Annotated in this window: 27 protein-coding genes and 2 pseudogenes; 16 read left to right on the top strand and 13 right to left on the bottom strand. The window is 61.1% G+C overall.

The window, feature by feature from the left end; translation table 11 throughout:
* The first annotated feature begins 26 nt into the window (after nucleotides 1-26).
* A complete protein-coding gene (locus V3W46_RS08395) occupies nucleotides 27-647 on the top strand; it encodes a TetR/AcrR family transcriptional regulator (RefSeq protein ID WP_331782643.1) in 621 nt (206 codons plus the stop codon).
* A 1,086-nt stretch (nucleotides 648-1,733) separates the two neighbouring features.
* Here the strand turns inward: V3W46_RS08395 and V3W46_RS08390 are convergent.
* The 3 genes and pseudogenes from V3W46_RS08390 to V3W46_RS08380 form a co-directional block, all read right to left on the bottom strand.
* Nucleotides 1,734-1,895: pseudogene (locus tag V3W46_RS08390) on the bottom strand (translation initiation factor IF-2 N-terminal domain-containing protein); the annotation flags it as partial.
* A gap of 403 nt (nucleotides 1,896-2,298) precedes the next feature.
* On the bottom strand, nucleotides 2,299-2,760 hold the full coding sequence (locus tag V3W46_RS08385; RefSeq protein WP_331782642.1) for a hypothetical protein: 462 nt from the start codon (nucleotides 2,758-2,760) through the stop codon (nucleotides 2,299-2,301).
* Between the two features lie 196 nt (nucleotides 2,761-2,956).
* Nucleotides 2,957-3,367 carry a (deoxy)nucleoside triphosphate pyrophosphohydrolase gene (locus V3W46_RS08380; RefSeq protein WP_331782641.1) on the bottom strand — a complete coding sequence of 137 codons (411 nt, stop codon included), beginning with the start codon at nucleotides 3,365-3,367 and terminating at the stop codon, nucleotides 2,957-2,959.
* Nucleotides 3,368-3,492: 125 nt separating this feature from the next.
* Between V3W46_RS08380 and V3W46_RS08375 the strand changes: the two genes are divergently transcribed.
* Complete coding sequence (locus V3W46_RS08375; RefSeq protein ID WP_331782640.1) at nucleotides 3,493-4,434, top strand: thymidylate synthase; 942 nt, start codon at nucleotides 3,493-3,495, stop codon at nucleotides 4,432-4,434.
* Nucleotides 4,424-5,356 carry an alpha-glutamyl/putrescinyl thymine pyrophosphorylase clade 3 protein gene (locus V3W46_RS08370; RefSeq protein WP_331782639.1) on the top strand — a complete coding sequence of 311 codons (933 nt, stop codon included), beginning with the start codon at nucleotides 4,424-4,426 and terminating at the stop codon, nucleotides 5,354-5,356. The genes V3W46_RS08375 and V3W46_RS08370 overlap by 11 nt, the downstream gene beginning before the upstream one ends.
* Here V3W46_RS08370 and V3W46_RS08365 read toward each other — a convergent pair.
* Nucleotides 5,340-6,440, bottom strand: a complete 1,101-nt coding sequence (locus V3W46_RS08365) for an ImmA/IrrE family metallo-endopeptidase (RefSeq protein WP_331782638.1) — start codon at nucleotides 6,438-6,440, stop codon at nucleotides 5,340-5,342. The genes V3W46_RS08370 and V3W46_RS08365 overlap by 17 nt on opposite strands.
* Nucleotides 6,437-6,748, bottom strand: a complete 312-nt coding sequence (locus V3W46_RS08360) for a hypothetical protein (protein WP_331782637.1) — start codon at nucleotides 6,746-6,748, stop codon at nucleotides 6,437-6,439. The genes V3W46_RS08365 and V3W46_RS08360 overlap by 4 nt, the downstream gene beginning before the upstream one ends.
* A 796-nt stretch (nucleotides 6,749-7,544) precedes the next feature.
* On the opposite strand from V3W46_RS08360, the gene V3W46_RS08355 reads away from it, so the two are divergent.
* The 3 genes from V3W46_RS08355 to V3W46_RS08345 all read left to right on the top strand — a co-directional run bounded on the left by V3W46_RS08355 (nucleotide 7,545) and on the right by V3W46_RS08345 (nucleotide 9,912).
* Nucleotides 7,545-8,882, top strand: a complete 1,338-nt coding sequence (locus V3W46_RS08355) for a DUF1214 domain-containing protein (protein ID WP_331782636.1) — start codon at nucleotides 7,545-7,547, stop codon at nucleotides 8,880-8,882.
* A 173-nt stretch (nucleotides 8,883-9,055) separates the two neighbouring features.
* Nucleotides 9,056-9,673 carry a recombinase family protein gene (locus V3W46_RS08350; protein WP_331782856.1) on the top strand — a complete coding sequence of 206 codons (618 nt, stop codon included), beginning with the start codon at nucleotides 9,056-9,058 and terminating at the stop codon, nucleotides 9,671-9,673.
* A gap of 8 nt (nucleotides 9,674-9,681) precedes the next feature.
* Complete coding sequence (locus tag V3W46_RS08345; protein WP_331782635.1) at nucleotides 9,682-9,912, top strand: hypothetical protein; 231 nt, start codon at nucleotides 9,682-9,684, stop codon at nucleotides 9,910-9,912.
* Between the two features lie 433 nt (nucleotides 9,913-10,345).
* Here V3W46_RS08345 and V3W46_RS08340 read toward each other — a convergent pair whose 3' ends face one another.
* Nucleotides 10,346-10,705: a DUF7882 family protein gene (locus V3W46_RS08340; RefSeq protein WP_331782634.1), complete on the bottom strand. Its 360-nt coding sequence runs from the start codon at nucleotides 10,703-10,705 to the stop codon at nucleotides 10,346-10,348.
* Nucleotides 10,706-11,441: 736 nt separating this feature from the next.
* Between V3W46_RS08340 and V3W46_RS08335 the strand changes: the two genes are divergently transcribed.
* Entirely contained in the window at nucleotides 11,442-11,717 is a 276-nt protein-coding gene (locus tag V3W46_RS08335) for a hypothetical protein (RefSeq protein WP_331782633.1), read from the top strand.
* An 85-nt stretch (nucleotides 11,718-11,802) separates the two neighbouring features.
* Here the strand turns inward: V3W46_RS08335 and V3W46_RS08330 are convergent, their stop codons facing one another.
* From V3W46_RS08330 to V3W46_RS08320, 3 genes are all read right to left on the bottom strand, one after another.
* On the bottom strand, nucleotides 11,803-12,093 hold the full coding sequence (locus V3W46_RS08330) for a DUF7882 family protein (RefSeq protein ID WP_331782632.1): 291 nt from the start codon (nucleotides 12,091-12,093) through the stop codon (nucleotides 11,803-11,805).
* 156 nt (nucleotides 12,094-12,249) lie between these two features.
* Nucleotides 12,250-12,969: a GAF and ANTAR domain-containing protein gene (locus tag V3W46_RS08325; RefSeq protein WP_331782631.1), complete on the bottom strand. Its 720-nt coding sequence runs from the start codon at nucleotides 12,967-12,969 to the stop codon at nucleotides 12,250-12,252.
* Between the two features lie 39 nt (nucleotides 12,970-13,008).
* Nucleotides 13,009-13,707, bottom strand: a complete 699-nt coding sequence (locus V3W46_RS08320; RefSeq protein ID WP_331782630.1) for an ANTAR domain-containing protein — start codon at nucleotides 13,705-13,707, stop codon at nucleotides 13,009-13,011.
* A gap of 243 nt (nucleotides 13,708-13,950) precedes the next feature.
* Between V3W46_RS08320 and V3W46_RS08315 the strand changes: the two genes are divergently transcribed.
* From V3W46_RS08315 to V3W46_RS08290, 6 genes and pseudogenes are all read left to right on the top strand, one after another.
* Nucleotides 13,951-14,268, top strand: a complete 318-nt coding sequence (locus V3W46_RS08315) for a hypothetical protein (protein ID WP_331782629.1) — start codon at nucleotides 13,951-13,953, stop codon at nucleotides 14,266-14,268.
* Nucleotides 14,256-14,462, top strand: coding sequence for a hypothetical protein (locus V3W46_RS08310; RefSeq protein ID WP_331782628.1), 207 nt, complete (start codon nucleotides 14,256-14,258; stop codon nucleotides 14,460-14,462). Before V3W46_RS08315 ends, V3W46_RS08310 begins: the two co-directional genes overlap by 13 nt.
* A 46-nt stretch (nucleotides 14,463-14,508) precedes the next feature.
* Nucleotides 14,509-15,012: a hypothetical protein gene (locus V3W46_RS08305; protein ID WP_331782627.1), complete on the top strand. Its 504-nt coding sequence runs from the start codon at nucleotides 14,509-14,511 to the stop codon at nucleotides 15,010-15,012.
* 103 nt (nucleotides 15,013-15,115) lie between these two features.
* Complete coding sequence (locus V3W46_RS08300) at nucleotides 15,116-15,790, top strand: hypothetical protein (RefSeq protein WP_331782626.1); 675 nt, start codon at nucleotides 15,116-15,118, stop codon at nucleotides 15,788-15,790.
* A 225-nt stretch (nucleotides 15,791-16,015) separates the two neighbouring features.
* Nucleotides 16,016-16,171: a hypothetical protein gene (locus tag V3W46_RS08295; protein ID WP_331782625.1), complete on the top strand. Its 156-nt coding sequence runs from the start codon at nucleotides 16,016-16,018 to the stop codon at nucleotides 16,169-16,171.
* Nucleotides 16,172-16,600: 429 nt separating this feature from the next.
* Nucleotides 16,601-16,966: pseudogene (locus V3W46_RS08290) on the top strand (DUF1214 domain-containing protein).
* A gap of 25 nt (nucleotides 16,967-16,991) precedes the next feature.
* Here V3W46_RS08290 and V3W46_RS08285 read toward each other — a convergent pair.
* The 3 genes from V3W46_RS08285 to V3W46_RS08275 all read right to left on the bottom strand — a co-directional run bounded on the left by V3W46_RS08285 (nucleotide 16,992) and on the right by V3W46_RS08275 (nucleotide 20,897).
* Nucleotides 16,992-18,386, bottom strand: a complete 1,395-nt coding sequence (locus V3W46_RS08285; protein ID WP_331782624.1) for a DUF1254 domain-containing protein — start codon at nucleotides 18,384-18,386, stop codon at nucleotides 16,992-16,994.
* A 75-nt stretch (nucleotides 18,387-18,461) separates the two neighbouring features.
* Nucleotides 18,462-20,363 (bottom strand): alkyl/aryl-sulfatase, encoded by a 1,902-nt coding sequence (locus V3W46_RS08280; protein WP_331782623.1) that lies wholly within the window; start codon nucleotides 20,361-20,363, stop codon nucleotides 18,462-18,464.
* A gap of 42 nt (nucleotides 20,364-20,405) precedes the next feature.
* Complete coding sequence (locus tag V3W46_RS08275) at nucleotides 20,406-20,897, bottom strand: DUF1269 domain-containing protein (RefSeq protein ID WP_331782622.1); 492 nt, start codon at nucleotides 20,895-20,897, stop codon at nucleotides 20,406-20,408.
* Between the two features lie 236 nt (nucleotides 20,898-21,133).
* On the opposite strand from V3W46_RS08275, the gene V3W46_RS08270 reads away from it, so the two are divergent.
* The 3 genes from V3W46_RS08270 to V3W46_RS08260 all read left to right on the top strand — a co-directional run bounded on the left by V3W46_RS08270 (nucleotide 21,134) and on the right by V3W46_RS08260 (nucleotide 24,353).
* Nucleotides 21,134-22,792: a SulP family inorganic anion transporter gene (locus tag V3W46_RS08270; RefSeq protein ID WP_331782621.1), complete on the top strand. Its 1,659-nt coding sequence runs from the start codon at nucleotides 21,134-21,136 to the stop codon at nucleotides 22,790-22,792.
* Nucleotides 22,789-23,457: a GAP family protein gene (locus tag V3W46_RS08265; protein ID WP_331782620.1), complete on the top strand. Its 669-nt coding sequence runs from the start codon at nucleotides 22,789-22,791 to the stop codon at nucleotides 23,455-23,457. Before V3W46_RS08270 ends, V3W46_RS08265 begins: the two co-directional genes overlap by 4 nt.
* 128 nt (nucleotides 23,458-23,585) lie before the next feature.
* Nucleotides 23,586-24,353, top strand: a complete 768-nt coding sequence (locus V3W46_RS08260) for an alpha/beta fold hydrolase (protein ID WP_331782619.1) — start codon at nucleotides 23,586-23,588, stop codon at nucleotides 24,351-24,353.
* Between the two features lie 225 nt (nucleotides 24,354-24,578).
* On the opposite strand, the gene V3W46_RS08255 is transcribed toward V3W46_RS08260, so the two are convergent.
* Nucleotides 24,579-25,259 (bottom strand): hypothetical protein, encoded by a 681-nt coding sequence (locus V3W46_RS08255; RefSeq protein ID WP_331782618.1) that lies wholly within the window; start codon nucleotides 25,257-25,259, stop codon nucleotides 24,579-24,581.
* Nucleotides 25,260-25,754 lie beyond the last annotated feature (495 nt).

The raw sequence follows: 25,754 nt of genomic DNA, 5'->3' as shown, positions 1-25,754 counted from the left end.
CCGTACTGCGCATCAGAAAGTCGGAGGTGACCGTGGAGGTTGACCGGGCTCCCGGCCTGCGCGAGCGCAACAGAATACGAACACGCGACGACATTCTCGATTCTGCTGCGGCTCTTCTCGGCGAATTCGGTTACAACGGAACCACCCTCGACGACGTCGCAAAACACGCCGGACTCTCTCGCAAGACGATTTATGCGTACTTCCCGAACGGCCGAGACGAAATGGTGCAGGCCGCTTATGTGCGGATCGCCAAACAGGTCGAACAGAGAGGAATGCTCGCTCGCGAGTCCCTAACCGATCCGGTCGATCGTATCGTGGCTCTTGCGGAGGCACTGATCCGCACAGCCATCACGCCGGAGGGTCGTTTCTATGGCATTCTCGGCCCAGACGTCACGCCGGTACTAACGTCGGTCATGGGCAGCACGTCTCGATCTTTCACGCAACTCATCCACGATGACCTTGCCGAGTCAATGGCACAGTCGAATCTACCGCCCGCGACACCGGTCGACGAACTAGCCCATCTCCTGACCGGAACGATCCGCGCCGCAGGAAATATCGCCGCTGTCGAGCCGCGGCGCGCGAAGCTCTTAACAGAAGCAGTTCGCATGATGGCAGCCGGACTCCTTTCGGGAAGCGCTGACGAATGACATCAATCTTCCGCGCGTATTTAATACCTGCCGCGGCTCGGAGAAGCGGAAGCGGCGCCGTTCAGTACCAATCCCCGTAGAGCGCGAGCAGTGCAGGTCACGAGATCGGTTCCTGACGTAAGGTCCGTTATCAGCGCAATTCGCCCGCGCAGCTGAAGGCCCGATACCAGCGATCATGTCAAGAGAAAAAGCTGACAAAATCACGCTACACATACGTCACACCGCTACGCGGTTGCCGAACGTAGTCTGAGCTCGTTCGACCTAGTTATCTTCTCGTTTGATGAGCGGCGCAATGAGGTAAACCTTGTCGCGATGCTTCAGCTCTCCCTCTGCGGCACCGGCGGTGTGTTCTTCAATCCAGATGCGCTTGTGGTCCTGAGTTGACGGCTGCCACTGATTTCGCGAATGCCCGCGCACGTTCCACCTTCCTGTTCGCGCACGCCCTTCACCATTTCTGGCGCCCGTACCTGCCCCGAAAATCACGCGGGTTGCGTAGATCACCTGGGTCTCTTCGCTCGGCACCCCCGCTGTTCGCGGCATCGCTGCTCGATTTCCCGTCTTAGCCGTTGATGGAATTCGTTCGGGCACCACAGACCATAAGGCGGCTAGGAGCTGCGCGCTGAGGTCTCCGCGGGCTGTGTATCCATCTGCTCCTTGGTCGAAGGTTTGAGGCCGCATCCGAGCCACCCCTAGACGATTACCCGCCCGATTTGCACTCAATGTCATAGACGCTATGAGCAATCTTGCTGGTTCAACCACCCACGCAATGAGGCGGGCGGGCGGCACAGCCGCCCCGATCAGAGGTTGTGTCATGATCACGATGCCACTGGGAGTTGGCAACGCTTCTTCGTTGAACGAGGTAATCAGGTGGGCTTTGCTTTTGATTGCCTCATGCGCCCGCCCGGGGACATAGAAGAACCACCGGTCGGCCGCGGCGTGGACCATGACGTCGGTGACCGGGCCAGGTCTGGCATCTTGCATAAGGAAGTCGATCAGGTTAGGTAACCGGCGAGGGAGTGCCGTAGCGAACCCGAGAGCTAGCTTCGCTCCGTCGCCCTCTAACGCCGGGAAGGGAGGGTGACTGTATCCGTTCGCGATGAGCGCTTCCCGGAGGCGACGCGCGACAGGAGGTTCGATTGAGCTGCTTGGCCCTTTCACGAACTGACCCATGCTCTTCAACGTCATCATCGCGAGCTTTGAATCGATGCCAAGCTCGGACGCTATCTCGTGTACGCGTGGTTTCGCCATGGGCCCTGCTTCTCACTGGTGGATGCGTCGGAGGAAGTTCGTCAACAATATGACAGCATCCGCGGCTATGCCTGCCTCTTGGCGGGTGACCGTAGCCCGCCTGTGCTTCACGGCTTGCGCGAACTCGATTGCGGCGCGAGCCAGCTTGCGCAGTTCGGCGTTGTCCGCTCCTACCAAAGTCACCTCGATGTACCGGTTCAAGCGATCCTTTGTGCTCTGCACGGAAGGTTCTGGCTCGCCTGCGCGACCGTGTCTGGCGTGTTCATATACGGTCGCTGAAAGCGCCTCAAGGAGTGCTACGCAGTCGTTACCCACGTTCGAATAGTCCTGCTGAGTTACGGCCGATTCAAAGTGCCGACGCAATTCGGACACCTCCTCGTCAACCCGCGGCCAGCCTGTCACCTTATGTGGCGAAAGGAGTCGCGAGGGCTGAAGCAATCGACCCTGCTTCGCGCTCATCAAGTAACTCGTGAACCGGTTCTAGATACTTGTCGAGGATGTCGCGTCGTGCTTGCCAGCTGCCCGTGGCACCATCTGAGCGCCAATGTTTGTAGAAGGTATCGAAGTCTCGGAAGGGCGGGCTGAAGGTTGTGATGCCGAGCCGAGCAAGCACAGCTTTCAAAGCCCGCATCGTTATCACCGACTGATCCTGGCTGATGTCTGCCCCGCTGGTTCCATGCCCCTCGAACTCTTGATGGGTGAACCGGGCTAATGCCACCGCGATCTCCAAGTCTGTACGAGGAGCAACTGGCCCACGAGCAATATCGAGAAGCAGCTGCTCATCCAGCTCACGTGAGGTGGTCGACTCTGCTCCTCCCCATGGGTCGGGAACCTCCCGATCGATCCAAAATTCCCAGGACTTCATAATTGCAAGGCTACCGATGGCTACCGCCTGAACCACTACCCCACCGTCTCCGCGAGAATCCCATCAGCCGATCGTCCACCGAATCTACCTGGCTTATTTCGACGGCCACGGAATCCCGCCATTCTTACTCTCTCGTAACACCCCTCCGGTGAATGTTCCGGTCAGGGGGTCTGGGAGACCACAGGTATTAGACCGGCTACGCTGTGGCACCATTTGCCAATAGACCTACAGCTGGCAAATCAGCGTCAGCCCAGTCCAGGCCTGGCAACTGCTCACGATCCACCCAGCGAAGAGCGTCGTGATCCGTGCTGTTCGTAGGTCGCGGGCCGAGCAACTCTGCTCTCAGGCAAATCAGCCTAATGATTTGATCTCCGACAATTGTGTCGTCGGTCGTGAGCTCACCAGTAACCACAACGTGAACTCCGAGCTCCTCACGAATCTCCCGAACGAGGGCTTGGCCCGGGGACTCGCCGGGCTCAAGCTTCCCGCCCGGAAACTCCCACTTTCCGCCAAGGACTCGATCATGGTTGCGCCGACATGCAAGTATCAGCCCATTCTGTTCAATGATCGCCGCGGCAACGTGAAGCGTGGCGAGATGATCAAGCATGCGGCCACTCTAATCGCATGCTAAGCCGACGCAGGCCCTGATGCACCGGCATAAAGGGCGCACCGCGCATCTCCGCTAGCGTAGGAGAAGGGTATTCATATTGGGGGAACATGACTATTTTATGTGTGAGCGAGGCTACGCTCGATGACGTCTTGCAAGAGACACTGGGGCATCTGCTTAGCCACGGCGCGACAATTCATCCGACGAAGGGTGAAGCCCTCGAGGTTGTTGGCGCTGTGATTGAACTCACGAATCCGCGCGCGCGAGTAAGCAGAAGCCACAAACGCAGCCGAATATTCAGCGCTCTTGGTGAATTGCTTTGGTATCTGGCTGGTTCGGACGATGTCGGATTTATCGCTTACTACATATCGGCCTATCCGAATTTTGCTGTCGCCGGCCGTGTCGAGGGGGCATATGGGCCGCGGTTGTTTGGCGATCAGCACCGGCTGGGTGACGTGATCGAGGTCCTGCGCCAGAAGCCAGATAGCCGCCAGGCTGTCGTGCAAATCTTCTCTCAGGACGATCTTGATAACGAGAAAGATGTGCCTTGCACTACTACTCTCCAGTTCTTCATCCGCGAGGGTCGACTGCATATGGTGACGCACATGCGGTCTAATGACGCCTACCTCGGCCTGCCGCACGACATGTTTGCGTTCACCATGATTCAAGAGATGGTCGCGATCCGCTTAGGTGTGGAATTAGGGGCTTACAAGCACTTCGTCGGTAGTCTCCACCTCTACACGCGAAGCGCTGCTGACGCTCGGGCCTTTCTCGACGAGGGCTGGCATCAGTCAACACCGATGCCATCGATGCCAAGTGCCAGCCTTGATGATGGTCTCTCACGGTTGCAGGCGGCAGAACTCGCCCTGCGAACTTCATCAGGCGCTGGCCCCCAGCTGGGCGATCTCGGCTCTGACTACTGGGACGATCTAATCCGCCTTCTTCTTGCGTTTCGCGTTACTACCGTCGACGAACTCAACGTCATTCGGGCATCAATAGCCGATGACTTCTTCAAGATCTACCTGACCGATCGACTGCCGAAGTTTGAGGACACAGGTGCGCGCTAACTACGTTGATGACGCCGAGCGAATCCATTCGCGACTGCGTGAGTTTGAATCCAAGAACAAACCCCTGCCCGGGATCGTTGATCCCGCGATGCGTGAGGCTCTGATCGACCAGATTGTTGACTCGGAACAGCGTGTGCGGTATTTCGCTGTCCTACAAGGACGTGCGCTTGACCCCGCGTCTACAGATCCGGCGATGCCGGGCTTTGATCCACTGCGAGCAGCCATTATTCATAATCAGGCCGGCAACTACGACGAGGCCGTCTGGCTTGTGTTCTTGTATGTCCATTTTGGGAAGCACCGTAGGGCGGGGTGGCGCTATGTCCGAGATGTTTACGGAAAGCTCGGGCAAGGAGGTCTTTGGGACTGGAACAGTACGTCAAACGACATCACCTCTTTTCGCTACTGGCTTGATGACCACCAAGATGCACTACGGGCACAACCCGGCAAGCACGGGTTTGGTAACCATCGGAAGTACGAAAGCCTCAAGGCCTGGACCGAAAACGGAACGGGAGAGGCATTCGAAAGCTATGTTGATTGGGTACACGCGGAGGGAGGCGAGCATATTCAACGCTTTGCGCCCTACGCGCCTCTAACGGCCGAGGATCGGTTCGATGCGCTCTATCGGTCGCTTAGCAACGTGACCCGGTTTGGGCGGATAGCGAAATTTGACTTTCTCACTACGCTCCATCGCCTAGGTCTGCTCGACGTCGTACCGCCCCATTCGTACATTGTCGGAGCCACGGGTCCCCTCGCCGGAGCAAAAATGTTGCTGCTTGAGGACGGTGCAACCGCTAGCGCCCGAGAGATCCAGTCGGCCCTACAAATACTGTCGGTAGCTACCCAGATCTCACCGGACGTGTTAGAGGATGCAGTTTGCAATTGGCAAAAAAGCCCCGACCGTTATGTCAGATTCTCAGGGTAGTACCATCCCACTTATATCGGCGCTTCAAGGCATTCAGCTGACTGAATTGCAAGACGCCCTCGTGCTGCAACTGGCCAACAACGGCTCCAGCAGAGACGTTCTCACGCGAAGCAAACCGCAGTACATCTCGCTTTGTTGGCCCTCGACCCGTGATACGCAGAGATTCGATACCGGCGGGTACAAGCGACTGTCGTGCAAAATCATCCGCTTCGGCTTCGAGGGAGCTAGCCTCGTCGGAATGTTCAGCCGTTTCAAAGTCATCTAAGAACGTCTCGTCCACCCCGTGCAGCAGAAGGTGGCCGATCTCATGAAAAACCGTGAACCATAGGTGATCGTCGCTTAGGTGACGAGCTGTTAGCCCGATCGCCGCCGCGCCGTTGGACGTCTTGAATGCTGCGCCACTGAGGACGCATCCTTTCGGAGCCCTGACAAGAACTATTGCAACCCCTGACTCAGCGCCGAGCTTCTGTAGAGCTGGAAGGAAATCAGCGGGATCTGGAACGCGAGTCAGGTCACGCATGGCTGCCAAATTATTCCGCAAACGCGAAGCGTCCCATTCGTCGACGCGCAGCGTGTTGACCTGCATCTCCGCCTGCCTTAGCCAAGCGGCCAACGTCACCTCGTCTGAGGAGAACGCCGTCGATGTTCGATAATGAGCTCCGCCCACTGCTGCGCGGATCTTATTGGCACCCTCCTCAGCATCAGAAGCGCCGAAGAAGTTCAGGCCGATCCTCGCTTGCGATCGCCAGCTGTCGCTCGAACCGATCCATCCAAGTTGGATCATCTGGCTCATAGGCATACGTTGAGCTAGCTCATCGGCCGTCAGCCACTCCAATGATTCGCGGTATTGGCGCTCTCTGGTGAGCCAGAACGAAGCGGAACCGCCCAATCGATCCGAAAGCAAAGCGGCAAGATCAGCGGTGATTTGATCAGTTCCGGCTAATAGCCGCCTGGTCGCCGGGTCACCGATACCGAGCCGGTCTGCTAGATCCTCGACCATCCAGCCTCGATGGTCGAGGAGCTTGCGAATTGCGTCGGAGGGCTTGGAGGCCCATTTAGGTTCAAAAGCAGTCGTAACGGTCATCCGTTGTTGTCCCTTCGGCGGAGCTCATCGATACGGACTCTGGTCGAAAGCATCCCACCATGATGTGAGGGCTGCGGCACATGGTCCAAACGCCCTGCAATCTTCCACCGATGGTTAACATCGATAAAGACCTTGCCGGGCATCGAATCCTCGATCGCTACACCCCAGGGTAGACCGCTGAGATTGTCAGCGGCCATCAAGTCCGCCAGCCTGACGACAAGGTCTTCGACGTCGTCTTGCGCCATAAAATCCACTTCGGGACGGATGCAGAACTTTCGAAGCTGCCGGGTGCGGAAGCTGAGTTCCAAAAACAGCTCCTTCGAATGTCGTCATTGGCTCCCCGCTCGCGCTCGAGCGCATCCAACTGTGAATGCATTGATTTGGATGCTATCTGTTACCAACGCGATCGTCGTGCTGAATTCGGCGCGTCGGATGCCCTCGAGAGGACTCCAGTCGCTCTGAGGCCGAACGAACGGGCGATGCTGGATAGCGCGAATTTCGTACGTGACCAGTATTCGGGATCTCCAGGACGAATTTATGGCAGCTCAAATCGCCAAACTTCTTGGGCAAGTCGGTCCGACTTGGGCTCCTCATGCGTCTTAGAAAAGTAAACGATTTCGAGACGTTGCATAGCCGAAATCTGCGGTCGTCTACGGAACGCGGATGCCCTCAACCGTTGTGATTCCCGTGTCTTGCTAACGCGATTGGCGCAGGGTTGATGAGACACGATTATCTGGCCCTCGTCATGGATTTTGAAACACTGGCGTTGGTCCTGCGCCTGCGCCGATGCGGCCTGGTCAGCTGCGGTCGCCGGTGAGTGCTCTAGCTGCAAGAGCGAGTCCGACTAGTGGAACCAGACAGTCCGCTACGCTGAGCCGAGGGCAGCATTTGGCGTAATACAGAGAGCTGAACCTGAGACCAAGACCACCGCCACCCAGCTCGCCCGCGGCTGTCCTAAAATCCAGAACAGGAACGCCGAACGGCATCACGCGCCGTCGCGAGAACGCACGTCGAACAGGAGACCCGACCATGACTTCCGAACCCTCCCCCCTCACTGTGACGGAACCCCTTGGCGGGCAGCCCGCGGCGGGCGAGCGCTCGTCCGTGACGGATTTTGATTATCAGGTGAAGTACCAGCGGGCGTTCGAGGCCGTGATGTGGGCTATACCTGCCGTGTCGATGTACCGGTTTCGCGCGGCGGCATTCGATGACCTCGGCGCGAACAACAACGATATTCTGGCGTATTCAGCTCCGGCGTCACCACGACTCGAAGCTCTGACGGCGAACAGCTCCATTCCGTACATCGCCGCGTACGCCGACCTCCGGAACGGACCGGTCGTGCTCGATCTCCCCGCAGCGTCTGACGGCGCCAGTCTGTATGGTCAGGTCGTCGATGCTTGGCAGTTGACGATCGCTGACGTCGGCCCGGCCGGCCTCGACGCGGGTAACGGTGCACGGTACCTGATCACTCCTCCCGGGTACGACGAGGCGATACCCGACGGCTTTCTGCACGTTCCGTCTCCGAACTTCCGGATCTCGTTCGCGTTCCGATCCGTTCCCGCTGCGGGCCGCACCCCAGCCGACGCGTACGGGTACGCTAAGACGCTTCGCGTGTACGACCTCGTCGACGCCGAAAACCCGCCCGAACAACGATTCCTCGACCCCTTCACGGAGCGGTACGCAACCCTGCCGTTCTACGACGAACGCTACTTCGATGACGTGCACGCGATCGTCAGCGTGGAGCCGGTGAAGACCGAAGACAAGATCATCATGGGGATGCTCGAAACCCTGGGCATCCGACACGGCCGAGACTTCACCCCCGACGAGACCGCCATCAAAGCGATGCGGCAGGCCGCGATCGACGTCTACTACTTCGCCGACGCCTGGTACGACGAGAACGCCCCCAAACGGCGAACCTGGGCCGACCGCAACTACTTCTCACTCTTCATGCCCGATGAAAACCGCCGGTTCACGTACACCTACGACGACCGCATCGACACCATTGCTCGTGTCATGCAGTACGCCCTCGGAACATACGTGCCCAAAGAACTCAGTACCACCCCGGTGAACGAATACCTATCAGCATTCGGAGACTCGACCGGCAAACTGTTGCAAGGCGGCAAGACCTACCGGATGGACATCCCGGCCGACATGCCGGTGCGCCAGTTCTGGTCGGTGACCGTCTACGACCGCGCCACCTTCAGCTTCATCTACTCCGAATCGGATCGCACCACGCTCTCCGCGTTCGACGTGCCCGGCATGACCAAGAACGGAGACGGAACAGTATCGCTTTACATCGGGCCTGTAGCACCTGACGGTTTGGAATCGAACTGGATCCCGACCTCAGGCAAACGCCCTCTTCCGACCATCCGGTTCTACGGCGCCGAACCCGCGCTATATGACGGCACATTCCGGATGCCTGACGTCGTCGCCATAAGCTAATTGGTTACCGGGGCGGTGTTCTAGAAACCTAAAGGATAGTAAGACACCCCGCTCCCCCGTGATCGTGATCAAAGAACGCCGGAATTTCGCCCGCGCCGTTGTCTTGGAAACTCATCTCACTGTGCCGTGTGTCTCAGTCGTGGTTTCAGGGGTTCTTGAGGCAGGATGGCGTCATGAGGTTACTGGGGTACACCCGCGTTAGCACCGCGGCGCAAGACGCACAGCTGCAGATCGACGCGCTCGTCAGAATTGGGGTGCAGCGGCGGGACATCTTCTCCGACGTCACATCCGGGACGAAGGCCGCCGCGAGTAGGCCTGCGATGAGTCGGCTGCTTGAGTACGCCGTCGAAGGCGACACCGTGGTGGTTTGGCGAATCGACAGGCTCGGGCGTTCGCTCATTGATGTGTTGAACACCGTCAAGTCGCTGCAGCAGGCTGGCATCAGCGTGCAGTCTGTGTCAGACGGTATCGACCCGTCGACGAAAACGGGCCGGATGATGCTCGGCATGCTCGCCACCCTGGCCGAGTACGAACGCGAACTCATCGTCGAACGTGTCAACGCCGGCATCGCCGTCGCCCAAGCTGCCGGCACACGGTTCGGCCGACCAGTCAGCGACCCGAAGGTGGTCGCGGAGAAACTTGAGATCGTCCGACGCGCCCGGAAAGCCGGCAAGACGGCCGCCGACGCTGCCCGGCTTGTCGGCTGGTCCAGAGCGACCTTATATAGGTACGAACAAACCGCAAATGGCGGAACCGGCATCGATGCGGCTGCATCGAGCGTGACCTCATGACGGAGCCGGTGAGCGCGGACAACATCCGCGAAGAGATACGTGCGTCGTTGCGGCGGCTACGTCGGCTCGGCGACGAGGGCCGGGTCGTGATGGCTGAAGACAGCTGGAACACGGAATGGCACGACTCCCGAGTCGCGGTCGAAATAGCAACAGCAGCTCTGGAACTAGCGGACGCCGCGATGCTCTGGATGCACACCCTCCCCCACCCCGACGGCGGATACCCACCGATCCCCGACTAGGCCACACACGCTGCCGAGACGTACGGCCCTTGAAAGGCCTCAGTAATGTTTCCGTCGATGCGTTGGAGGCCGAGATCGGTGAGAGCTGACCTGATGTGGGTGGTATCGGGTCGTGTTCTTGAACCATCAGCAGTCGTCCTAGGCTGCCGCAAGTTGGGCAGGCGGTATTCGGACCGCAACGCCGGAAGGTACGCGGCAATGAACCAGAGCAGCCCTGTGCGGGCGGAAAGTGTTTCGGTGTCACGCAAGGCGGGCATGTAGCCAAGGCCAGGCTTGCCGCTCGAGGCGATCACGAGCGCACCTGCGCGGCGGGCGAAGCAGTGGGACCGGGACGACCGTGTTCAGGCCAAATGAGTCCGAACGGCCAACGGGCAACGGCTTGGCAATCTTTCTTGAACATCGAGATCCTAGCAGGGTGCGTCGTGCGGTTTGGTTATGCCGGTTCGAGGTGGCGTTCGTGTTGGCCTTTAGCTGGCCGGATCTGGGCTGCGCCTATCAGGGATGGGTTTTCGGGTGTGACGATCAGGCCGTACGAACTGTTCGCTGATTCGGTGAGGGTGGCGAGCCAGGCGGGGTTGATGGCTGGTACTCGGGAGCCGTGGAAGCGGAAGTGGATCGGGATTGAGGGGTGTAACCAGATCGATGCCCGGCCGCTGCCAAGGTCTGTGGGGATCGGCCAGGACATCGCGAATGCTTCACATCGGCGTAGTTTTTGGATGATCACGATCTGTAGATGTGTGAGGGTACGGTCGTCGAGTTCGATTTCCGTACCGTCGTATGTCAAGGTTCCCATCAGTACTGCCCTCCACGTCACTAATGGCACGACCAGGCTGGTGGTCGCACGTGAGAGCACCTTCCTTCCCGGCCGGGGAGGTGCGAGATCTGACGTTCATATCGGCGCGGACGATGTCACGGCCGGGGTCAGGAGCAGTACTGCACACTGTACGCTGCTCCGACAGAATTGCACTAGTCTCCGCAGATCTTTCATCAGCCCGAAACACGAGTCGTCCCGAGACTCGGAAAACGTGGGGCGCCAGCGGATATTCAGTGACGAGTTGACAGGATAGGTGAGGTGCGCGGTGTGCTAAGTGGTGGCCGTCAATCCCCGCCATCGGCCCGGTCGGAAGCGTACTGTTTCGCAGGAGAGACCACTTCAGGAGACCGACGGATGTGGGATCTGACGCATCCTCACCCGACGGTGGTGAGAAAACCTGCTTGGAAGGCCACCATGATCATCCGTGAACCGGGGCCCGAGGACGACCCGGAGCCAGGCGAAAACCACCCGGAGACCGGGGCATCCCCACACGGAAAATCCGTCGGAAGGCGACGTCAGTCTCCTTTCTCGTGGCAGAGGCTTCGCACCCCGATCGACGGATTTGGGCGCTGCTCGACGCCGGGCAGCCGCAGGCCGTTACCGAGATCTACAGCAGGCGGTTCGTGTGGTCAACCCGGTTTTCGGTGACACCGCTAGGGCCGTAACGTGGCTGCACAGTCACTTGGAATGCCGTGTTCTTGATCGGAAGCGTGCAATGACGTACCTCGTCTACATCAATGACCATCGCCATGACGTCAGCGACGGTCATATCGCTGATCTCGAGGACCGAATCATGGACGCGGTACGGATTGGCGGGGCGTTCGTTGAGGTCTTCGATGGAGGCTCTCAGCCGGTCCGGGTACTGGTGACGCCTGCAACCGCGGTCCGGATCCAGCGCGCACCGCGCCCGATCATCGCGTCATCAGCAGATACTGAGTTCCCGGATTTCGCGTTCTATGACCTTGACGACTTCACCGGAACCACACCCTAGAACACGCCCTCACCCGCACGGCCGCGCTGGTGGGGGTGGTGTCTGGTCAGACGGCTGCAAGATCCGGCGCAGTTACGACGTCGGGTTAGGGGATGAGGCGGAGCCCGGTCGGGGATTGTGCGGCGGTGATCATCGCTTTCACCCAGGGCTTGTTGGTGAGCGGGGGGCGGTTGCCGTTGAACCGGAATCGAAGATCGGTCGTGGGGTTGATCCAAAGTGTTTCCCGGCCGCTGCCGGCGTCGGTTGCGCGTTCGAAGGAGAACGCGACGCTCTTCCCGGCACGCAGCAGACTCAGCAGTGCGATCTTCAGGTGCGCGAGCGGCCGGTCGTCGATCTCGACCGGGTACGCTTCGTTGCCGTAATACAGGAAACCCATAATCATGGTGCCTTTGTGGTTATGAGGAACCAAGGCGACGTTCGTCTCGACAACTCGGCGATTGCCTCAAACGAAATGAAGGAGAGGCTGGAATACCGGTACGGAAGTAACACTGCCGCTTAAAGGGCCAAAAGTAAAACCGGAAGAGGAAACCGGTCAGCGGGTAGAGGTGCGGAGGGTGAGGGTGCCGTTGAGGACGTTTTGTGCGTCGGTGAGCAGCCGGTTGTTGTTCGAGCGGGCGTGTGCGCGGATCAGATTGAACGCTTCGTCCGGGCTGATATGCAGTTGCCCGGCGAGCATGCCCTTGGCTTGCTCTATCAGCACCCGGTTATTCAGCGCAGTCTGGAGCTGATCCGCCAGGTCCGTCTTCGCGATGCTGCTTCGGTCCTGCAAGAGACTGATGGTGGCCATGTCCGCCAATGCCTGACCCAACGCAATATCGGCATGGGTCATCAGGGTAGTGTCGTCGGAGACGAGGTTCATCGCACCGACCACGTCGCCGCGGAGCCTCAGAGGGAGGGCATGCGTGGACTGCACGCCGGCGTCGGCCGCGACGGTTACGAAGAGCGGCCACCGGTCCTGCGCTTGCCGGATAGTTACGTTGGTCACGGGTTCGCCGCTGCGGAAGCAGTCCAGGCATGGGCCCTCGTCGATTTGCAGTTCGAACAGTTCCAAGTTGTGGATCCGTTCCGACGACGACGCCGCGAGCTTCAGGCCGCCACGGAGGTCAGAGAGCATGATCCCCGCGGCATCCACGTTCAACAATTCAACGCACGCGTCCGCGAGGTAGTGCAGCAGGTCGGTGGCGTCGAATTCTTCGGTGAGGGTATCGGCGAGAGTGATGAAAACTTCAGCGAGCCGTGTTTCTCGTGTCATGCGCGTTCCTTAGCGTCTGAGATCAGGATAGTCGTGCGGTCAGGTGATACGAAGGGTGCGGGCGATCACCGCGCGGGCGACCTCGGCGATCGGCTCCGACCGGCTGTACGCGTGTGCGCGCAGCAACGACAGCGCGGCGGCCAGATCAACATTCAGTTGGGCTGCGAGCATTCCGGTAGCTTGATGAACCTCGGCCTGCAAACTGAACGGGTCCTCCAATACCGCCGGGAGCCCGTCACCACCGTCCACCGGTGGTTGCAGAAGCAGCGCTGTTCCGGCGGCCGCATACGCCAGCGCCGCGCCGAGCTGCTCTTCCGGCAACGGCCCCGCGGTGTCCCGCCACACAGTGAGAACACCGACACTGATCGCGCCGAGACGCAACGGGAAAGCGAACACCGCCCGCACCCCCATGCTCATTGCCTCGGGTGTCAAGCCAGCCCATTCCGCGGTTGTATCGCCAAGGTACGGGCGGAGAGTGACCCGGTTCGTGACCGCGCAGGTCACCTGCGGACCCTCACCCAACACAAACGACACCTGCTCCATCGCCTCCCCCACACCAGGGGTCGCTGCGATCGTCAACGGGGCCGCGGTCGCGGAGGACCACCGAAGCGACACTCCCACCGCGGAAACCTCTTCGCAGCACGCATCAACCAGACGGTGAGCCGGCATTGGACCACGAAGAACCGCACCATCGCTCAGGCGCTTCAGAATACGCGCGGTGTGCTGCTCGATACTCACTGGGTCCACTCGTCTCGACACGATTTCGCAGCCGGGGTCCAGGGCAACTACTCCCGAGCCTAACCCACCGCCGTCAGATACCCGCGCCCCGGCTCAACTATCAACACGTCGCAGTTTCCGGACTGTTCCGAGTACACACTTATGTCAATGGGTGACCCACAACGATAGTCAAGGCATAACGTGACGGTGTTGCTCCTGACTGTGTGGCAGCGGTCCATGCCCGCGCCACGTTGGGAGAACGCCATGACTGGCACCACACTACCCGCAACGCACCTACAGCTTCATGCTGGTTCGGGCAAGGGCCACAGCATCCCCGGGTTGCAGGTGGAACGCATCGCCGACCATGCGTGGCGGGTCGCAGAATGTGACAGCTCAGACGGCATCACGACGCTTCTAGGTTTCGTTGAGAAACGTGCCGACCTGTATGAAGTGATGCAGCTCGGAGCCACATTCAACTGGACCTCGTTTCCTACTCTCGACGGCGCTTTAGAGCACATGAAAAGCATTGCTTCCGAGACGATGACCGGGCGCACAGGAAGCGATCTGCAATGGATCCGCTGAACAGCCTGACCGGCCCCACCACCAATGAGACAGTCGGCCTGCACGTGCATCGCGTGATCCACCCGCACCTGCCCGGAGCGCCGGAGCTTGTGCTCTTGCGCCGGTCACCACCACGACCCGCACTGCCTCCTACAACGGACGCGAATGCCCTCGTCATCATCCTTCACCAGTGGCTGAACGCAGTCATCGACTAATCGAAAGGCAACACCGATGTCACAACGCAATACGCTCGTAAGGAGCATGCACGACCTAGGGCTCGCCGCCTGGTTCGGCGGGACCCTGATGGGCGCTGTCGGCCTGAACGGGGCCGCCGCGAAAGCGAAGGACCCCGCCGAACGCCTCGCCCTATCCTCGGCCGGGTGGGCGAAATGGGCGCCCGTGCAACTCGCCGCGATCGTCGTGCATGGCATCGGCGGCATCGGCCTCATCGGAGGGAACAAGGCCCGGCTCGCCAGCCAACCCGGAAGCCGCAGCAACACCACCGTGAAACTGGTTATCACCGCCGCCGCCGGAGGTGCGTCCCTGTACTCCGGGCTCCTTGGCCGCACCATCGGCAAACACGTCAGCGAAGGCGCCAACACCGTCACCGACCCATCCGACAGCTCCTCCGTCGAACTCGCCACCGCCCAGAAAAAACAACGCATCCTGCAATGGGTACTCCCCACCCTCACCGGCGTCCTCATCGTTCTCGGTGCGCAACAAGGCGAACAACAACGCCCCCTCGCCGGCCTCCTCAAACACTGACCACCCGCAACAGCAGGTAGTTCTCGTCTCCTAACCCCTGATCACTACCGGCCACGCATCGCTACCTCCCCGCCACAATGACCATCCGATTGGACAGCACACCATGACCACCTCAGCACCCCCACCCAACCTGAACACGACCACACCAACGCACGCCCCGGTCGGCACGACCACGACCCCCGCAGCAACCGTGACGGAACCCCAGAACACCCGCCGTGAAGATGTCCTGGGGCGTGAGAAGGCGCAGTTCGGTGGAGTGAAGATCGGGTCCGCGTTTTTCGGCTGGCTCACCGCCACCGGGACCGCGGTCATCCTCGTCGCCTTACTGACCGCGGCAGGGGCGGCCGTTGGACTCGGCACAAGCAACGGGGACGCGAACCAGGCCGCGCAGGCCATCACCGACAACACCAACACCGCCGCCATCATCGGTGCCATCGCACTCCTGATCGTGCTGTTCATTGCGTACTTCGCCGGCGGTTGCGTCGCCGGCCGGATGGCACGCTTCAACGGCGCCAGACAAGGCATCGCCGTGTGGGTGTGGGCCGTCGTCATCGCCATCGTGATCGCCGTCTTAACAGCGATCGCTGGCAGCCAATACAACATCCTCGGCAACCTCAACAGCTTCCCCCGCATCCCCATCGACGAAGGCACCCTCACCGCAACCGGAATCATCACTCTGATCGTCGCCGCCCTCGCAAGCCTCACCGGAGCCATCCTCGGCGGCCTCACCGGGATGCGTTACCACCGCAAAGTCGATCGCGCCGGCCTCGGCCAGTAACCCACCCCCGGTGCGGATACACCCTGCGCCACTGCCAGAAACAGGAGCATTACAATGAGCGACCCGCAACAACTCCCCGATACCAGCAAACACGTCGACCCTGATCACATCGACCCCGACACCAAAACCGACCCCGACGGCACCCCCACAGAAAACCCCTCCGGCTAAACACCAACAACCACCTCCACCGGACAGCTCAGGCACCGGCGATTGAAAGGAAGCATCATGACCGATACCGAAGAACACGAAACCAGCCCCAACGAACACGCCGAAAAACATCCCCACGCGGAAGACCTTCCCGACGGTTCCGGAACCACCTCTCCCGGCGCAAACACCACCAGCGCTGACGACGACACCGCCTCCGGCGGCCCCGCGAAATAGCCACGAGCGCCCGGTTCACACCGACCAGACGAAAGGAACACGGTGAATGAAATTCCCAATGACCTTGCGTCAACCCCACCGAGAGCCAGCAAGCGTCTACTTCATGGAGCATCCGCAGGCGCGATCGCGACAGCAGCAATGAGTGTCGTGTTCGCTGCCGCCGATCGGACCGGAATAATCGACAAGACCCCACCACGGCTCATCATCGACCAACTCTGCTGATGGCGCAGGCCAATATCTTCGCCAAATGCTTCGCGCTGGGCTCCTACTGGCCTGACCGCACCTGGGAGCTCGCGATCGTCCTGGACAACTCCGCGCAGCGCGGAGATAACTATGACGAGCTGCTCGAGCGGGCGTCGTGGTTCTACGAGGCTGTCTCGTTCGCTGCGGCAATGAAAGAGCCAAACCCCCGGTGTCGGTCAGGCGTACCTGGGTGCCTACTTCGGTAGTGACGGCCAGTGGCTTGACGGTGGTCGGGAGTACACGCTGCATGTTCGGGCGAACGTGCCTGCGAAGCTATTCTGGTCAGCGACGGTTTACGACATCGACACCAGGTGCCTGATCGACAACGATCAGCAGCGCGGCGACCGCGGCTCCCGCGACCCTGACCTCGCTCTGAACGATGACGGATCGGTCGACCTGTGATTCGGTCCCACGGCCCCCGCGGCGGGTGAGTCGAACTGGGTGCAGACCATCCCGGGGCGGCACTGGTTCTCGTACTTCCGTTTCTACGGGCCGCTTGAGCCCTACTTTGATCGCAGCTGGAAACTCGGCGATATCACCCCGGTGGCCTGAGACTAACGGGCGGGTTTGGTGTGTTTCAGGCGGCGACTAGAGCGACGTCTCCTGGTGTCCAGGTGCGGTCGAAGAACCGTTGGGTGGGGCCGTAGAGCCTCAGCGCCACGAAGTAGCCGCGGCCTGGCACGGTCTGGATCCAGTTCGGCTCGCCCTCGGGTGGGTTGGGTCCGAAGTGCACGTCGGCTGAACCGTCCGCGTTGAGCTCAACAGCTGCGTTTGACGCCACCGAGGGTAGTGACGATCCGTTGTCGACGAGGCATCTCGTCTCGGCGTCGTAGAGCACGATGCTCCAGTAGTTCGCGACCGGAACGTCCGCTGGCAGGTGCAGGGTGTACGTGTTCGCCCCCGTGGGACGGTTCCCGTCGGAGTCGAAGAAGCCGCCAACGTACTGGGCGCCCTTGCCGGGCATGGCGATGAACATCGCGTTCGAGGTGGAAAACGCCGAGTAGAAGAACGTGATCAGGCCATCAAAATCCTGGTACGTCGCTGCCTTGAACTGCGGGTCAGAGATCACGTTCGGGCCGGGCACCATGTTGCTGGTCCACCGCCGGTCGGGCCACACCCGGATGTCGTCGCTCGGCGCGAACGCGATGGCTGCGGCGATCTTGTCGCCGATTGCGGCAGCGGCGTCGAGCAGCTCACGGGATTCCGGGGAGGTCTCGAACGGGGTGCCCTGAACGATGCCGATTGATGCGGCGAAGCCGCGCATGGTGAAGTGCTCAGGCTCCGCGGGTTCGTAATCGAAGATCTGCGCGAGCCGGTCGAAGTAGCTGCTGTCGACCGGGGGCAGACCATTCATCGGCACCCCGACCCCATCAACCAGGCTCACCGGCGCCGGGTCGGTAGCGCCCAATGGGTAGATGCGGGTTTGATCAATCTGAGCAAGACCCGCATCTGGATACTCTGCGCTGAAGAAGCCACGAAGGAAGACGAACACGCGGTTGGTGAGACTGTGGCAGACGAAGAATCCGTCCGGGATCGGGCCGTCGTAACCGGGCGGCACAATCAAGAAGCGACCACCGGCACCGCGATCCGGGCCCGCAGCACCGATGTCAGTGATGGGGCGCTGCCAGGCGTCATCGATCAAGCCCTGTAAATCTGGTGCGGCTTCGACCACGGTCGGCCCGTCGGTCTTCAGGTCGAGCCACGCGAAGGCGTAACTCACATCGGGGTTGGAGGTCACCGCGAGGGTCTCTGGGCCGATCCGGCGCCATCGCACGATCGTGTTCGAACCGCTCCCGAACGCCTCAGCACATGCGACACGCATTGATTCCAGCGCCACGGCCGGCAGCGCCCAGTCGTACAGCTGAACCGCCCGTTGGAACTGGGCCTCTTGCTTCAGTAGTTTCGTCGCCTCCGGCGTCGGATACCCACCTTCGAAGGGCGCGTTGACCAGATCGTTCCAACGAGCATTCATCTGACTACTTCCTGATTGTGTATGCCTGCGAGTAGCCCCCACCAGCCGCGCACTTTATGAGTGCCTTCGCTGCCGTCACGGGGTGACGATCGGGAATTGGGGGTTGAACTCATCGAGCAGCGTCGCGTACTCGGGCAGGATGGTGTCGTCACCCGTGACGGTGATCTTGCCTGCTTCTGCAAGTCGACCGGCGATGGCGGGTTGCAAGATGACGCCGACGAGGGCCGCCTTCGGACCGGTGACGGTCACGGGTGCACTACTCGCGCCGTGACGCGCGATGAGCACACCGCGATGTACACGGACACACCACGTCTGATCGAGGTCGGTGAATTCGAAGTCGAACGAAATGTCGGTCTCGGCGGCTCGTGCGCCATCGAGGTGCACGGCTGCGAAGTCGAAGAGGATGTCGATTGGCATCGCGTTGATCGAGTCCTGGCTCGCGGTACTGAACGCTGAGGGCTGTACGCCTTCACGTAGCTCGAGAGCCGCGGTCAGCAGGATGCCCCGCCACTGCGGCCCCTCCGCTTGGTAGCCCATCTGCTCGTACGCTTGGGCTTGCAGCTCGCGGGCATCAATGTTGTCAGGGTCGGCGAAGACGACGTGGTGCAGAATCTGAGCGGCCCACCGGTAGTCGGCATCGTCGAGGGCACGCTGCCCTTCGGCGATGATCTTGTCGGTGCCGATGAAGTCGACGTACCGCTTAGCCGTCTGTACCGGCGGGTGCGGGTGCAGCGAGACCGGGTCACCGTCCCACATCCCGAGTTCCTTCGTGTAGACAGCACGGATGTCGTGATGCAGCGTGCCGTGATAACCGCGGTTGAACCAGCGGCGCCCGAGCTCGTCAGGCAGTTCGATCTCCTCCGCGGCCTCCAACGGGGTATAACCGTTGTTGGCGTACCTCAGCGCCTGGTCGTGGATGAACTTATAGGTATCACGCTGCGACTCGATGAAGTCGACGATCGTCTCGTTGCCCCACACCGGCCAGGTGTGCGGCCCGAAATGCACCTGGGCGTCGTCGCCCCAGAGCTGCAGCGTCTCGTCGAGGTAGCGGGCGAAGTTGCGGGCGTCGCGGGTGCGGGCGCCACGGAGAGTCTGGATGTTGTGCAGCCCGTGGTTCGCGTTCTCGCCGCAGGTGAGAGCGCCAAGCTGGGGAATCCAGACGTGCATCTCTTCGGGCGCTTCGGTATCGGGCGCGTATAAAAACTGGAACTCGATTCCCGAGATGGTTCGCTTCTGCCCCGTCTCGGTGATCGGGTCCGTGGGTGAGATGTACGACACCTTCGGGCCGAGCGTCGTCGCGACACCAATCCCGCAGCTGACGAACCCATGGTCGCCGTACGGCAGCAGAGTTCCGAACGCGTACTGCGCACGGCGGGCCATCGCGTTACCGGCGACCACGTTCTCACCGATCGCGAATTTGTCGAACGAGGCAATCGTGCCCGGAGCGATGATCGGAACCTTGCCCGAGGCCACGTCGGCGGCGTCGATCACGCCCTTCACTCCGCCGTAGTGGTCTGCGTGGGTGTGAGTGTAGATGACGGCAACGACGGGCTTGTCGCTGACATGCTCACGAATTAGCGCCATGCCCGCTTGAGCGCTCTCGACCCCGGCCATGCAGTCGATGACGATCAGCCCGTCATCGCCCTCGACCACGGTCAGGTCACCGATGTCGTTGTTGCGCACCTGGTAGAGCCGATCGGTTCCCTTATACAGGCCACCCTTCTTGATGATCTGGGACTGCCGCCACAGGCTCGGGTTCACCGAGTCTGGCGCAGGCGCCCCGTCGGCGATGAAATCAAACCACGCCGGGTCAAAGATCACGTGCCCGTCAGAACGCACGACGGGCCCGTTGAACCGGGCGATCAGCCCCTTCTCGGCATCCTCGAAGTCTTGAACATCATCCATCGCATAACGCTCGAGTGCGTCGTGATTGATCTTCGCGCTGGCGGCGGATGCGGGCCGGTGTGAGTGAGTCATAACGTTTCCTGTCGCTTGGCCGTAGACCCTGAGTAAGAGGGACTATTTCGCGTCGAGGTCGTGAATGAGGGTTTTTTCGTCGTCAGCGGAGAGCGAGGTCTGCACCACGGTGCCCTGGTACGGCGCGAGAGCGGCGGCGAATTTGTCTTCGGTGAGCTTGGTGGCGTACACGACCACGGCGGATTTGCCCGCGGTGACGGTGTTCTTCACACGCTCCCGGAACTCGGCGTCAAGACCGGTCTTATCGATGCCGGCGAAGAGTGCACCGAATAGGCCACCGAAGACCAGGCCCACGAACGGTACGAAGAAGAGGATTCCGATTAACGTGCCAAACAGCGCTCCACCAGCCGCACCGAGCCCGACCTTGCCGACAGCGCCGGGGTATTCGACCTTCGTCTTTCCTTCACCGTCAACTTTAACCAGCGCCAGGCCGGCGAGCTCAACGACGAGGTCGTTCTGCAGCGATTGAATCTCGTTGTACGCCGCTTCCGCTTGGGGTTCGGAATCGAAAGCGATGACGATCAGGTCGGCCATGACAGCTCCTCCATAGTGGGGCGGAGGCCAACTGCTCCCCAGCCAGTTTTCACCCCAGCACTGGGGTCGATCTGTTCAGCATATTAGGGTCCAGACGCAAATAAACCGCGAATAATGCGTGCGTGACAAGCCTGTTCATGTGCTCCACACTAGGGAGACACCTGGGGCGAAAAGAACGGGGCCGAAATGATCAAATCTCTGCCGCATCTCGGCCCGCCCCGAAGTGAGCTCGCCCGGTGAGGAGCGGACTGCTCGCCGGGCTGAGTTGGCGAAACGCTGCCACCGAGGTCGTCGCCGGCGTGACACTGTTGGCGATCGCCGTGCCGCTGAACATCGGCTACGCCCAGATCGCGGGGTTGCCGCCGACAGCCGGCCTTTACGCACTCGTGCTGCCGGCTATCGTCTACGCGCTCGTCGTGTCGTCGCGGCAGGTCGTCGCGTCACCGGACGCGGCAGCGGCCGCCCTCGTTGCATCGTCTGTCGGCGGGCTCGCCATCGCGGGCAGCGCAAACTACCTCACCATGGCGCTCGCACAGGCGATCATCTCTGGAGCACTCTTCGTGCTCGCCGCCGTGTTCAAGCTCGGGTTTCTCGCGAACTTTCTCTCCAAACCAATCCTCGTCGGTTTCGTCGGCGGGCTCGCCCTCGACATCCTCGTCAGCCAGCTCGCGAAAATGCTCGGCATCAAAATCGACTCCGGTGGCGAATTCACCGACAAAGTCGCAGGACTCGTCGCCGGACTTCCTACGCTCAACGGATGGTCGGTCCTGATCGCTGCGGCATCCGTGGTGGTACTTCTGCTCGGCAGGCGGATCGCGCGCGCGGTTCCCTGGGCATTGGTCGTGCTCATCGTCGCCACCGTCGTTGTGGTGACGACGAGCCTGGAGCTGCACGGCGTCTCGGTGCTCGGCCCCGTCGACGCCGGGCCCCCGAACTTCACATGGCCCATCCTCGGCTGGGGCACCTGGCTTGCCCTCGTCCCCTCGGCAATCGCGCTCACGATGGTCACCATGGCCGAGGGCCTGCTCGTGGCCCGTAGCTACGGCGAGAAGCGCGGTTACAACACGAGCCCGAACCGCGACCTCTTCGCCTTCGGGCTCGCCAACGTCGCCTCCGGAGCCACCGGCGGCTTCGCTGTCGGGTCATCCACGTCCCGCACCGCCGCCATGGACCAGGCCGGTTCACGCACCCAGCTCCCCAGCCTCGTCGCCGCCGCCGGCACCCTTCTCCTCCTGTTGTTCGGTACAGGCCTGCTCGAACATATCCCCTCCCCAGCAATCGGCGCGATCGTGGGCGTCGCGATCCTCCCCATGCTCGGCATCGCCGACTTCCGACAGCTGTGGCGACAGGACCGTTTCGAATTCGCCGTCGGAGCGGTCTGCTTTCTTGTGACTCTGTTCGTCGGCGCTATTCCCGGAATCGGCGTCGCCTTCGTGCTCGCCCTCATCAACCTCGCCAAGCGCGCCTCTGCCCCCGCGATCGACGTACTCGCCACAAACGGCGAACCAGATTCCTCCCTCCTGAACCCGGCAGTCGCCGGCACGGCAACAGCACCGGGGGTGGTCGTCATCCGGATTGCCGCTCCCCTGTTCTTCGCCAACGCATCGGTCTTCGCCGACGCCGTCAAACACGCCGTCACCTCAGCCCCAGACGTACGACACGTCGTGCTCGACCTTGAAGCCGTCACCGACATCGACGTCACCGGCGCCGAAGCGTTCGAATCCCTGAAGTCCTGGCTCGCAGCACAACCTGTCACCGTGTCGTTCAGCCGACCCCGGCAACAGATCATCGAACGGATGCACGCCCTCGAACTCCTCGACGACGAAACCGTCTACCCCACTAACCGGGCAGCGATCGCTGCTCTCGCCACCACAAAGAAGGAGCAACCCCAGTGAACTCGGTCGTTGGAGAGATCCTCCCCCTCGCACTCGGCGTCGCGATCAGCCCCATCCCAATCATCGCCGCGATCCTGATGCTGCTCTCACCAAAAGCGAGAGGTACGAACCTCGGGTTTCTGACCGGCTGGCTGCTCGGCATCATCGTCGCGGTCGTCGTGTTCACCCTGCTCGCCGCCGTCATCCCGGCCGGCTCAGACGGCTCCAAACCCGTCGCCGGGGTGATCAAGATCGTCCTCGGCGCACTCCTGCTCCTGCTGGCCATCAGACAGTGGCGCTCACGCCCGCACGGCGACACCGAACCCGCGCTGCCCAAGTGGATGTCCGCGATCGACACCATGACCCCCGTCCGCGGCCTCGTGCTCGGCTTCCTCCTCTCCGGCCTCAACCCGAAGAACCTCTTGATGGGAGTTGCCGCGGGAGTCGCCATCGGCTCCGGTGGCCTCACTGTTGGTAGCGACGTCGTCGCGATCGTCATTTTCACCGTCATCGCTGCATCGACTGTTGCGGTACCAGTGTTCGGCTACCTCGTCGCCTCCACCAGACTCGCGGGCCCGCTCGAGGCGCTCCGCACCTGGCTGGTGCACAACAATTCGACCGTCATGGCGGTCCTGCTCCTCGTCATCGGCGTCGTCATGATCGGCAAAGGCATCGGCAGCTTCTAATGCCCGCCCGCCCGAACGTACGCCGACTCCCGCGCCGCCCCGCATCAGCGCTGGCTGAACACTGGACACGGGTCGACGGCGTGGACGTTTTTTATCGGGAATCACCTCAGCCGCCGGCGGCGCCGGTGATGGTTCACGTGCACGGCTTCGGCCTCTCTGGACGATACCTGCTCCCCACCGCCGAACTCCTCAAAGACGACTTCCACACCTACGTCCCAGACCTACCAGGCTTCGGCAGAAGCGGCAAGCCCCCAAAGTCACTCGACGTTGCAGGCCTCGCCGACGCAGCAGTGCGATTCTTCGACGACCGGGAAATCGAGAAGGCGACACTGGTCGGCAACTCCATGGGATGCCCGGTCATCTGGGAAATCGCCTACCGTTACCCCGAACGCGTGCACCGCGCCGTTCTCGTCTCCCCCGCCGGCGGCATACACAACCAACCCCTCCGACGCGCCATCCGCCAACTTGCCCAAGACGGCACCCGCGAACCCGGCAAGATGATGCAGGTCGCAGCCCCGGACTATCTCCGATTCGGCGTCCCCAGCACGATGCGACTCTTCCAAGCCCTCACCCGGTATCCGATGCTCGAACGTATGCACACCCTCCGCGTCCCCACCCTCGCCGTGATCGGCAGCCGCGATCCCCTCATGCCACCACCGTCACGAGTCCGAGAACTCTCACGCGCCTCCGAGCACCACGTTCTACTTGTCGTAATTCAGGGCGCCGCCCACGCCATCAACTTCAGCAACCCCGGCGAACTCGCCAACGTCATCCGACTCTTCATGGCAGACAAACCCATCACCGACGACCCCACAACACCAGGCCTCGCCCGCACCTTCGAAATCTACCGCGGCACCCTCCACCCACAAGCACACCCACCGTCCCCGTCTGCCTAAGAATGAGAATTTGCTGTCCTATGCGTCCCTGCCGGGGCGGTTCTCACCGTCGGCGGAATCGTGAGCATGGTTCCGCTCATTAGTACTACGCGTATCATCGCGGAGACCGATAGATGCGGGAGTCGTTCGATTCGCTCAAATGCAGTGCGGACCCGAAAAGGAATGCTCCAATGCGCATCAAGTCTTGATCGTTTTGCACACATGATTGTTCGTCTCATCGGCTCGTCAGAGTTTCGACGGCTCTTTGCTTTGAGCGAGTTCGATGCCGTCGTCTCCCGAAATCCAGTGGCCTTGAACATCGAACGCGGCCACCGCAAGGAGTCGGTGGCGTTCTGTTCGGAAGACGTATTTGTCTGCTTCGCGGTTGACGATCCTTTCGGCGTCTGCGGTGCAGTAGTACGAGATCTGGGTGATGCCTTCGCGGTCGAGTCGGTAGATGTGGTTGTCGAAGATTTGCTTGTATCGTTGCCACGTTTTCGGGGTGAGTTCCACCTCGACGAGTTCGACGTGTTCGCCTTTTTGGGCGACGCCGTCGGCTTGGTGCTCGAGTATTCCTGATGGTTTGCGGTCGCGTTTCCAGGTGAAGCCTGCTGCGAGGTACCGAGCTGAGACGGTGGAGACGGCGACTTCGTGGCGTGTGGTTTGCCGGAACAGGTTGGGGGCGGGTTTGCCGATGGCCTGGTGGGTGGCCCACACGATGGAGCTGTCGCGGAACGTGGGCCGTGCCCGGTCAACAAGGCCGGCCTGGGCAAGTCGGCTGACCCAGTGATTCGCACGCCGAACCGCTACCGGCTGGCCTGTGCCGAGGTACGCGCCGAGCGCCCACCGGATGGCGTCGATGTCTGCGATTCTGACGGTCGATAGCCAGTCCACCATCTGCTCGTCGCGGTCTGTGATCTGAACCACGTCACACGCCCTCTGTCACCATCAGCTTGCCTACTCGTTCCGCCTTACCTGCTTCTGGTTCTGCCCTATTTCCCATTTCTTCTCTTCTTTCCACTCCAACTCAAACTTCAGTTTCTGTTTCTGTTTTTCCCTGTCCCACTGCCTTTCCTTTACTTCCCAACCTCCCTCACCGATAACGCAGTGGTGGGTGTGGGAGGTTGGGAAGCGCGCTGTGCGCGGGGAGGGCAGTGGGACAGGGAAAAACAGGCCTTACCCCGGCCATTGCTACGGCCACCTTCGGGCCGGGTCAACGGAAGTAGGCGCGAACGTTCACCGATCCCTCGGTGACCAGATTCATGGCTGCCCGCTGGAGTCAGCTCCGACATTTCTCCGAGTTGTCCACAGGCGCGCTTGTCGCCTTACGCGTACTGTTCCGGTTTTGTTCTGTACTGGTTCTTCCTGTTAGGGGGGTCACTTTCTGACCCCCTGCTCGTTCAGAAAGGGGACTGCTGACGG

The sequence above is a fragment of the Subtercola sp. YIM 133946 genome (genome assembly GCF_036553535.1).
Classification (GTDB): domain Bacteria; phylum Actinomycetota; class Actinomycetes; order Actinomycetales; family Microbacteriaceae; genus Subtercola.
This window is presented reverse-complemented; position numbering and strand designations above follow the sequence as displayed.